This is a genomic window from Methylomonas sp. BG-2, from assembly GCF_057766305.1.
In genome coordinates, this window is the sequence record NZ_JBYMAP010000163.1 from 1 (window position 1) to 8,920 (window position 8,920).

The 8,920-nt window shown below is 60.9% G+C and carries 7 protein-coding genes; 6 read left to right on the top strand and 1 reads right to left on the bottom strand.

Annotation, left to right across the window (positions count from 1 at the left end; all coding sequences use genetic code 11):
- Nucleotides 1-1,208: TRZ/ATZ family hydrolase (locus AC3B8H_RS14955; RefSeq protein ID WP_488442343.1), on the bottom strand; the 1,208-nt coding region annotated here is incomplete at its 3' end.
- Nucleotides 1,209-1,419: 211 nt separating this feature from the next.
- Here AC3B8H_RS14955 and AC3B8H_RS14960 point away from each other — a divergent pair.
- The 6 genes from AC3B8H_RS14960 to AC3B8H_RS14985 all read left to right on the top strand — a co-directional run bounded on the left by AC3B8H_RS14960 (nt 1,420) and on the right by AC3B8H_RS14985 (nt 8,606).
- The gene (locus AC3B8H_RS14960; RefSeq protein ID WP_488442344.1) at nt 1,420-5,271 is read left to right on the top strand and encodes a PAS domain S-box protein; all 3,852 of its coding nucleotides are present in this window, start codon (nt 1,420-1,422) and stop codon (nt 5,269-5,271) included.
- Nucleotides 5,272-5,457: 186 nt separating this feature from the next.
- The gene (gene mtnA, locus AC3B8H_RS14965; RefSeq protein WP_488442345.1) at nt 5,458-6,486 is read left to right on the top strand and encodes an S-methyl-5-thioribose-1-phosphate isomerase; all 1,029 of its coding nucleotides are present in this window, start codon (nt 5,458-5,460) and stop codon (nt 6,484-6,486) included.
- Nucleotides 6,483-7,223, top strand: coding sequence for a sulfate transporter CysZ (gene cysZ / locus AC3B8H_RS14970; RefSeq protein ID WP_488442346.1), 741 nt, complete (start codon nt 6,483-6,485; stop codon nt 7,221-7,223). Before mtnA ends, cysZ begins: the two co-directional genes overlap by 4 nt.
- Nucleotides 7,224-7,235: 12 nt before the next feature.
- Complete coding sequence (crcB, locus tag AC3B8H_RS14975; protein ID WP_488442347.1) at nt 7,236-7,937, top strand: fluoride efflux transporter CrcB; 702 nt, start codon at nt 7,236-7,238, stop codon at nt 7,935-7,937.
- The gene (locus tag AC3B8H_RS14980) at nt 7,919-8,239 is read left to right on the top strand and encodes a DUF190 domain-containing protein (RefSeq protein WP_488442348.1); all 321 of its coding nucleotides are present in this window, start codon (nt 7,919-7,921) and stop codon (nt 8,237-8,239) included. Before crcB ends, AC3B8H_RS14980 begins: the two co-directional genes overlap by 19 nt.
- Before the next feature lie 145 nt (nt 8,240-8,384).
- Nucleotides 8,385-8,606 (top strand): DUF1289 domain-containing protein, encoded by a 222-nt coding sequence (locus AC3B8H_RS14985; RefSeq protein ID WP_488442349.1) that lies wholly within the window; start codon nt 8,385-8,387, stop codon nt 8,604-8,606.
- Nucleotides 8,607-8,920 lie beyond the last annotated feature (314 nt).

Sequence of the window (8,920 nt, forward strand, 5' to 3'; positions counted from 1 at the left end):
CACGTGTCGCTGACTTGATGGCGGCCGGCGGCGTAGACGATTTGAGCCACCGGGTGAAAACAAGGCTGGGTTTCCGGGTCGCTAAGATCGATGGCCACCACGTCGGCCGCCTTGCCGGGCAGCAGCGAACCGATTTCGCCATCCAAGCCCAGCGCCCTGGCGCCGTTGATCGTCGCCATTTCCAGCACCGCTTGCGCCGACACCGCGCTGGCGTCGCCGGCAACGCCCTTGGCCAACAACGCGGCGGTACGCATTTCGCCGAGCATATCCAGATCGTTGTTGCTGGCGGCACCGTCGGTCCCCAACGCCACGTTGATACCGGCGGCCAAGCAGTCCGCCACCGGACAGAATCCGCTGGCCAGTTTCAAGTTGGATTCCGGGCAATGGACGATATGCGCGCCGGTCTCGGCATATTCGGTGATTTGTTCGGCCGACAACTGGGTCATGTGCACGGCGATGAACGAGGATGTCAGCAAGCCGAGGTCGCGCAGGCGTTGTAACGGGGTCTGGCCGGTGTTGGCCAATTGTTGTTCAACCTCGTGAGCCGTCTCGTGCACATGCATGTGCAGCGTTAGATTCATCTCGTCGGCGTAGGTCAGCGCCCGGCTCAGCGGCGCGTCGGACACGGTATACGGCGCGTGCGGCGCGAACGACAGGCTGAGCAGACTTTCGTGGCGCAATTGTTCGTGCAAGGCCAAGCCCTTGGCCAGATAAGCGTCGGCATTTTCGGCCCAAAGCGTCGGAAAATCGAACACGATCAAGCCGATGTTGGCGCGAATTCCGTGTTGCAAGGCTTGTTGCGCGGTGATTTCCGGAAAGAAATACATATCGTTGAAACAGGTCGTACCGCCCCGCAACATTTCAGCGATTGCCAAATCGGTGCCGTCGCGCACGAAGGCCTCGCTGGCCCATTGCTGTTCCGCCGGCCAAATGTGGTTCTGTAACCAGTCCATTAACGGCAGATCGTCGGCAAAGCCGCGCAGCAAAGTCATCGCCGCGTGAGTGTGACAATTGATCAAACCCGGAATCAGCGCATGCTGGTCGCGAACCTCCAGCTGGCGCGGACGGTATTTTTGCAAGGCAAGATCGCTGGGCAGCAAATCGACAATTCTGCCGCCGTCTATCGCTAGACTATAGTTATCGTAAATTACCGAGGCCGGTTCCACCGGTATAATCCATCGGGCCTGTATCAAAAGGTCGACCTGCATGGGTACTCCCGAGCTAAAAACCGTGGATTATACCGCGCCGCCGTAAGGCCGAGACGAGTAGCCGCCAATCGAGAAGCGCCAATCAAATGCCATTCCCCACGATCCTGCCGTCAACCGGATTCTCCAGCGCTCACCCATTCGGGAAATCCACGGTCGTGCGCGATGATCCGGCGTTGCGCTGCAATGCGCTCCGCGCTACGGTGAGTCGGCGATGAAAGCGACGCGACCGTCGGATTGGCTAATCGGTTTCGGCATCGCCGGGCTTTACGCCGTCATCGGCAGGCTGTCCTTGCTGTATTTCGCAACCGCCAGCGTCGCCAGCGTACTGTTTTTGCCCAGCGGGCTGGCGTTGGCGACCTTGCTGCTCGGCGGCCGCCGCTACCTGTGGGCGCTCGGACTCGGCGCGCTGAGTTTAAATCTTTGGCAAGGCCAACCACCGGCGATCGCGGCGGCAATCTCGGCCGGCAGTGTCGCCGGGGCTTGCCTGGCTTGTTATCTGCTAAAGCGAGTCGACGGCTTCGACCACCGCATCCCCAGCCTCGCCGATTATTTGTTGCTGATCGGCATCGGCGGTCTGGCCTGCACGCTATCGGCGCTGGTCGGCGCCAGTTGCCTGCTAATCAACGGCGTAGTCGATATCACGGGTTTTCGGATCGCGCTGCTGCACTGGTGGTTGGGCGACACGCTCGGCACGATACTGGTCGCGCCGCTGATTCTGGTTTGGCAGGATGGCTTACGGATACCTCGCCGCTTCAAACAATTCGCGGAAGCGTGTTTGATTCTGGGCTTGAGCGCGCTAGCCGGCCAAATCGTGTTTTTGAACTGGTTTCAGGACCACTTGGGCGAATACGCCAAAACGCCGTGGATCTACTTGCTGGTCAGTTGGGCCGCGGTCAGGGTCGGGCCGAAAACCACCACGCTGATTCTCGCGATCATCGCGATGCAGGCCATGGTCGGCATGAACGGACACCAATGGGAAATTTACCAACGCCGGCCAATCGGCCCGCCCGAAGTCAATTACTGGCTGTTCATGTCGGTGCTGTCGGTGATCGGCATGGCCTTGGCCAGCTATTTTTCCGAACGCCAACGGGTGCTCGACGCTCTGGGCGAACACCGCGAATTACTCCGCACCCTGCTGAGAGCCATGCCGGACAAAGTCTGGCTTAAGGACCCCAACGGCACCTACCTGCTCTGCAACGCCAGTTTCGAAGCCCTGTTCGGCGCCGATGAAGCCACTATCGTCGGCAAGACCGACTACGACTTCGTCGATAGCGAACTGGCCGACTTCTTTCGGGAGCACGATTTCAAAGCCGTCGCCGCCGGCAAACCGATGATCAACCAAGAATGGCTGACCCTGGCCGACGCCAGCCATACCGGACTGTACGAAACCATCAAAACCCCGGTCACCACCGCCGACGGCAAACTGCTCGGCGTGCTGGGCATGGCCCGCGACATCACTCAGCTCTACGAAGCGCAGCGCGCCTTGGACCAGCGCATTCAAGAACAGGCCTGCTTGCACGCGGTGTTCCGCGCCACCGAAAATTTGAACCGGCCGCTGCCGGAAGTGCTGCAAGCGGTTGTCGAGCAACTGCCGGCCGGTTGGCGTTATCCCGGTTTCGCGGTCGCGACGATACGCTGGCGGGATCTAACCTTCCGGAGCGGCGAATGTCCGGCCGAGGCGGCGCGCATCAGCGCTCCGATCCGAGTCGGAACGCTAAGCGACGGCGAAGTCACCGTCGCCTACGCGATCCATCCGCCAACTCCGGCCAACGCCCCGGTGATGTCGGACGAAGAGCAACAGTTGCTGAATGCGATCGCGGAGCGGCTCGCTTCAACGATAGAACGCCGCCAGATCGAGGAAAAGTCACGCAAGCGCGAAAAAATTTTTCGGGCCATCGTGTCGCAAGCTTCGGATGCCATCATGTTGATCGACGCCGAGACGCTGGCTTTCGTCGAGTTCAACGACGCCGCCCGCGAAAACCTCGGCTACGGCCGGGCTGAATTCGCCAAACTGCGCCTGCCGGATATTCAAGCGGACGCTCCGGCGATGTTGGAACAACTCGATGCGGCGGAGGGTCGGGATTCCCGGCAGTTCGACACCGTCAGCCGTTGCCAGGACGGCAGTTTGCGCGACGTTCATGTCAGCGTCAAAGCGATTCAAATCGAAAATCGGCCGATGCTATCGTTGATCTGGTCGGACATTACCGAACGCAAATCCATCGAAGCGCAGTTCCGCAATCTGTTCGAGCATAACCCGGCGCCGATGCTGATTTACGAACGCGACACGTTGAGCCTGGTGGCGGTCAACGATGCCTTCACCGCGCTATACGGTTACGGCGGCGACGAGGCGCAAAACCTGTTACTGACCGATTTGTTCGACGCCCCCCAAAAGTCCAAGGTCATCGAACAGGAGGCCAAACTGCACGGGTTCGCCAGTACCGGCGAATGGCAACATCTGCGCAAGGACGGCAGCGCGGTGCCGGTCGTGGTCAGTTCCCACGACATCATCTTTGCCCACCGCATCTGTCGGGTCGTGGTCATTACCGACATCGGCGAACTCAAGCGGGCCGAAACCGAGCTGCGCAAGTACCGCGACCATCTGGCCGATTTGGTGCGTTCGCGCACCGCCGAGCTGGAACTTGCCCGCGAGGAGGCCGAAACCGCCAACCGCGCCAAAAGCGCGTTTCTGGCCAATATGAGCCACGAAATCCGTACTCCGATGAATGCGATTCTGGGCATGGCCCATTTGCTGCGGATGGAGATCACGCAACCCAGCCAACGCGATAAGCTGGAAAAAATCAGCGTGGCCGGCAAGCACTTGCTGGGTTTGATCAACGACATCCTCGATCTGTCGAAAATCGAGGCGGAACGCATGACCTTGGAGAAAACCTCGCTGAATATCGCCGCGATCGCCGATCACGCCTGCAGCATCGTCGGCGAGCGCGCCGCCGCCAAACGCCTGAGCCTGACCCACGAAACCGATCCGCCACTAAACACGCTGATCCTGCTCGGCGATCCGCTACGCATCTGCCAGATCTTGATCAACTATCTCAGTAATGCCGTCAAATTCACCGAGCAAGGCCGAATCGTGCTGCGCAGCCGGCTGCAATCGATCGACGAACGCCAATGCTGGGTACGTTTCGAGGTCGAGGACAGCGGCATCGGCATGACGCCGGAACAGTGCGCGCGGGTATTCAACGCCTTCGAACAAGGTCAATCCTCAACCACTCGCCGTTACGGCGGCAGCGGCTTGGGCCTAGCGATCAGCCGCCATTTGGCGCGAATGATGGCCGGCCAAGTCGGCGTCGATAGCCAGCCGGGCCGGGGCAGCACCTTTTGGTTCGACGTTACACTGCAACGCGAGCTAAACCCGGTTGCACCGGTCGCCCAAGTGCCGGCGCCCGATTTCCGTCGCTCGGCCGAGATTCTGCTGGTTGAAGACAACGACATCAATCAGGAAGTCGCCAAGGCCTTGCTGGAAAGCGTCGGCTTGCGCGTCGAGGTGGCCGAGCACGGCCAACAGGCACTGGAGATGGTCGAGCAACACCGCTACGATCTGATTTTGATGGACATGCAAATGCCGGTCATGGACGGCCTGCAAGCCACGCGCCTGATCCGGGAGACCGAGCACGGCCGCTCGCTGCCGATCGTGGCGATGACCGCCAACGCCTTCGAGGAAGACCGCCAAGCCTGCCGCGATGTCGGCATGAACGATTTTCTGGCCAAACCCTTCGATCCGGACCTGTTGTTCGATGTGCTGCGGCGCTGGATTCCCGCCGCCGCGCCGGGCACCCGCGACGACGAGCCGCCGGCCTCGGCAGCGCCGATTTCGCTCGACGCGTTGCGTGAACGGCTCCGCGAACTGACGACATTGCTGGCCGGCGGCAATCTGAAAGCCGCCGACGCTTGGCGCGACCTCAAGCCGGCGCTGGCCCAGGTCGTCGCGGCCGAAGCGATCCAAACCTTGGACCCATTGGTCGAAAAATACGACCTGCCGCAGGCCTTGTTCTATTTGCGCGGTTTAATGGCGCAATATCCCGGCCTGGACAGCGAAAGCGGATAAAGCAGGCCAGTCACCCAACCAAACCCTGGACGCCGACCTATCGAAGCCGGCCGGAATCGGCTTAAAATAGCTTAAACGGCCAGGTAAGATCGCCCATTTTCGAAGCTGCTACACACGGCTACGAAAACGTTAACCGCGAGACAACCACACCGAGCCAGCCAATTTCCGACCACTTACAACTAGAGCATGAGTTCTCAATTATCGGTACAAGCCCTGCAATGGACCGGCGCCAGCCTGAACGTCTTGGATCAACGAGCCTTGCCGGCCCATATCCGTTACGACGAATACCGCGATGCCGTCGGCGTGGCCGAAGCCATCGTATCGATGCGGGTGCGCGGAGCGCCGGCCATCGGCATCGCCGCCGCCTACGGCGTGGTGCTGTCGGCCCAATTTCACTACCCCGACCCGGCCTGGCAAGATAAAGTCGCCGGCGACATCGAGCTGCTGGCCGCATCGCGCCCCACCGCCGTCAATCTGTTTTGGGCGCTGGCGCAAATGCGCGAAGTGCTCGCCGCCGCGCCCGCCGATCCGCTCGCGGCGCTCACCGCCAAAGCCGAATCCATCCATGCCGACGATATCGCCGCCAATTATGCGATGGGCGAACGCGGCGCCGATTTAATCGGCGCGGCCTGCTCGGTACTGACCCACTGCAACGCCGGCGCGCTGGCCACCGGCGGTTACGGCACCGCGCTAGGCGTGATCCGCAGCCTGCACCAGCGCGGCCAGTTAAAAGACGTCTACGCCGACGAAACCCGCCCCTGGCTGCAAGGCGCCCGCTTGACGGTTTGGGAACTGGCTCAGGACGGCATTCCGGCCACGCTGATCGCCGATTCGGCGGCGGCTTGGTTGATGAAGTCGGGAAAAATCGACTGGATTATCGTCGGCGCCGACCGCATCACCGCCAACGGCGACGTCGCCAATAAAATCGGCACCTATTCGCTGGCGGTGCTGGCCAAGCGCCACGGCGTCAAGTTGATGGTGGCCGCGCCCTCCTCCACGCTGGACCTGAGTCTGGCCAGCGGCGACGCCATCGAAATCGAAGAACGCAATCCCAACGAATTGCTGGCCGATTGCTACTTGAGCGGCGACTCGCTGGTCGGCGCCTGGAATCCGGTGTTCGACGTGACCCCGGCCGATTTGATCACTGCCATCGTCACCGAACGCGGCGTGGTGGTCGATCCCGGCCGGCACGGGGTCCGGAGCTTGGCGCCATGAACGCGGCGCGCAACGGTAACGGCCCGCTAATGGCGGTCGGCTGCCTGCTGGAAGGCCTGCGTTGGATGGCGCGCGCTGAACTGCGCCCCTATTTGTTGATACCGCTGTTCATTAACATGGTGTTGTACACCGGCGCCTTCATCCTCGGCTACCATTCGGTATCGGCCCTCATTCACCAATTGATTCCGGATTGGCTGTCCTGGCTAAGCTGGGTATTGTGGCCGCTGTTTTTCATCAGTTTCTTGCTGATCGGTTTTTTCACGTTCACGCTGGTCGCCAATTTAATCGCCGCGCCCTACTACGGCCGTCTGGCCGCCAAAACCGTTACGTTGCTGCGCGGCACGCCGCCAGTGACGGTCGAGGCCGGTTGGGACAAGGTATTTTTCGGCGAACTGAAGCGCATCGGCTATCTGTTGCTGCGGGTGCTGCCGTTGCTGCTGTTGTTCTTGATTCCGGTCGTCAATCTGATCGCGCCCTTCCTGTGGGCGGCCTTCGCGGCCTGGGGCATCGCGATGGAATTCATCGCCTACCCGCTGGAGATGCGCGGCCAGACCTTCAACGCGCAGAAGCAGTTCATGCGGGAACGGCGCTGGAGCATGCTGAGTTTCGGCGCGCTGACCGGCCTGGGCCTGACGCTGCCTATCGTCAATCTGGTCATCGGCCAGACGGCGGTGATCGCCGCGACCCTGTACGTGGACCGGGTCTTGCCGCCAGCCGGCAACGACGAAGCGAGCTGACGGACCGCGGCGATGCAACAAATCCTGGCCATTGCCCTGGGCGGTTCGATTGGCGCGGTCAGCCGCTTCTGGCTGGCAAACGCGATCTACGGGCTGCTCGGGCGCGGCTTTCCGCACGGCACGCTGTTCATCAACGTGTCCGGCTCGTTTTTGATGGGATTTCTCACCGAATTGATGCTGCAGCGTTTTGCGCTGGCGGTCGAATGGCGGGCCGCGATTTTGGTCGGTTTTTTGGGCGCCTACACCACCTTCTCGACCTTCGCCATCGAAACCCTGTATTTGTTCGAAGCCGGCAGTCTATTGAAGGCATTCTTAAATATTTTACTGAGCACGGTACTGTGCCTGGCGGCCTGCTGGGTGGGGCTGATCTGGGGCCGCACGCTGTTCGCCGACGCGCTATATCCCTGGCTGGGCCACGGCCTGCGCTACGGCGAAATGGCACTGGCACTGTTATTGGCCTTGCTGACCGCCACCGCCACCGAATGGCTGCTGCAGCGCGGCGGCTACCCGGCCGAATGGCGGGCCGCGATTTACATTGTGTTGCTGGGCTTGTTGACGGTGGCCTCCACGCTCAGACTGGCCTTCGGCCTGCAGCAGATCCGCCTGGAGTTTCACGGCCTGTTGAGTTTGTTTGTGGTCAATGCGATGCTCGGCGTCGCAATGGTCTGGTTGGGTTCGCGCTTGGGGAATTGGCTATGGCAATGGAAACCGTAACGTTGGCGCGGATTTATCTGCGCGAGGGCGAGCATCTGCTGGCCCGGCTGTTGGATACCTTACGCGACGAACGCGTGCGCGGCGTCACGGTGCTACGCGGCATCGCCGGCTTCGGCGCCGACCGGGAAATCCGCACCGCCGCGCTGGCCGATCTGGCGCTGGACCTGCCGTTGGTGGTCGAGTTTTACGACAGCCCCGCGCGAGTGACCGCGATACTCGCCCATTTGCAAATTCAAGGCGGCTTGGCTCACATCGTCAGTTGGCCGGTCACGTTGCATGTGCCGGAGACTGATGCGCGCTAGGATGTAAACCATCGGGCCATGCGTATATTTAATAGAGAATCCAAGTTCGAAAACCGCTTCCGTGGCGATCCAAAGCACGCTAAACCAGGGTCCCAATCCCGGCATTCGCTTCACCAACCTTCATTACTTGTAAAAAGGAAAGTCCATGAAATACCGCCCCTGTATCGACCAATGCACCAGCGACGGCAGCCATTGCCAAGGCTGCGGCCGTTCTCACCAGGAAATCGCCGACACCAAGAAACTGGTCAAATCCATCGTCGACTTCGTGCAACAACAGCAATACGACAATCCGGAAGACTTCGTGGCCAAGATAGGCAAAAGCGTGCTGAAGAAACTCGCCAAGGCCGCCGAGGAAAACGCCGGTTGATTGCGTCCAGTCCGGCCGCCGGTATTTGATAGCGGACGGGCGCGCTGTAGAAACCTTGATAGCATTGGGGCGGCGCAAGTCGCTCCGGCAAGCGCCTCTGAACATGTCAATCCAAATTCGGCGCTTGGAATAGGGAAAACGCTTCGGAAGTTGTGGGAGGGAGCGGCTTCCGCCGCGATTGCGGACGGGGAAAAGTCATGGCAACCGAGGCACGCTTAGCCAACCGCGCGCTTTCGCTGCCCCGTCAGCAAGCACACCGTGTTTGCAGGCGACATCGGCGCGAGCTGCAAAAGCCAGCCGTTAAGTGTAGTCCA

Bases quoted from the DNA above. Each gene is read 5' to 3' on its own strand.
- AC3B8H_RS14960 (WP_488442344.1), top strand. From the start codon at position 1,420: ATGAAAGCGACGCGACCGTCGGATTGGCTAATCGGTTTCGGCATCGCC.
- mtnA (WP_488442345.1), top strand. From the start codon at position 5,458: ATGAGTTCTCAATTATCGGTACAAGCCCTGCAATGGACCGGCGCCAGC.
- cysZ (WP_488442346.1), top strand. From the start codon at position 6,483: ATGAACGCGGCGCGCAACGGTAACGGCCCGCTAATGGCGGTCGGCTGC.
- crcB (WP_488442347.1), top strand. From the start codon at position 7,236: ATGCAACAAATCCTGGCCATTGCCCTGGGCGGTTCGATTGGCGCGGTC.
- AC3B8H_RS14980 (WP_488442348.1), top strand. From the start codon at position 7,919: ATGGCAATGGAAACCGTAACGTTGGCGCGGATTTATCTGCGCGAGGGC.
- AC3B8H_RS14985 (WP_488442349.1), top strand. From the start codon at position 8,385: ATGAAATACCGCCCCTGTATCGACCAATGCACCAGCGACGGCAGCCAT.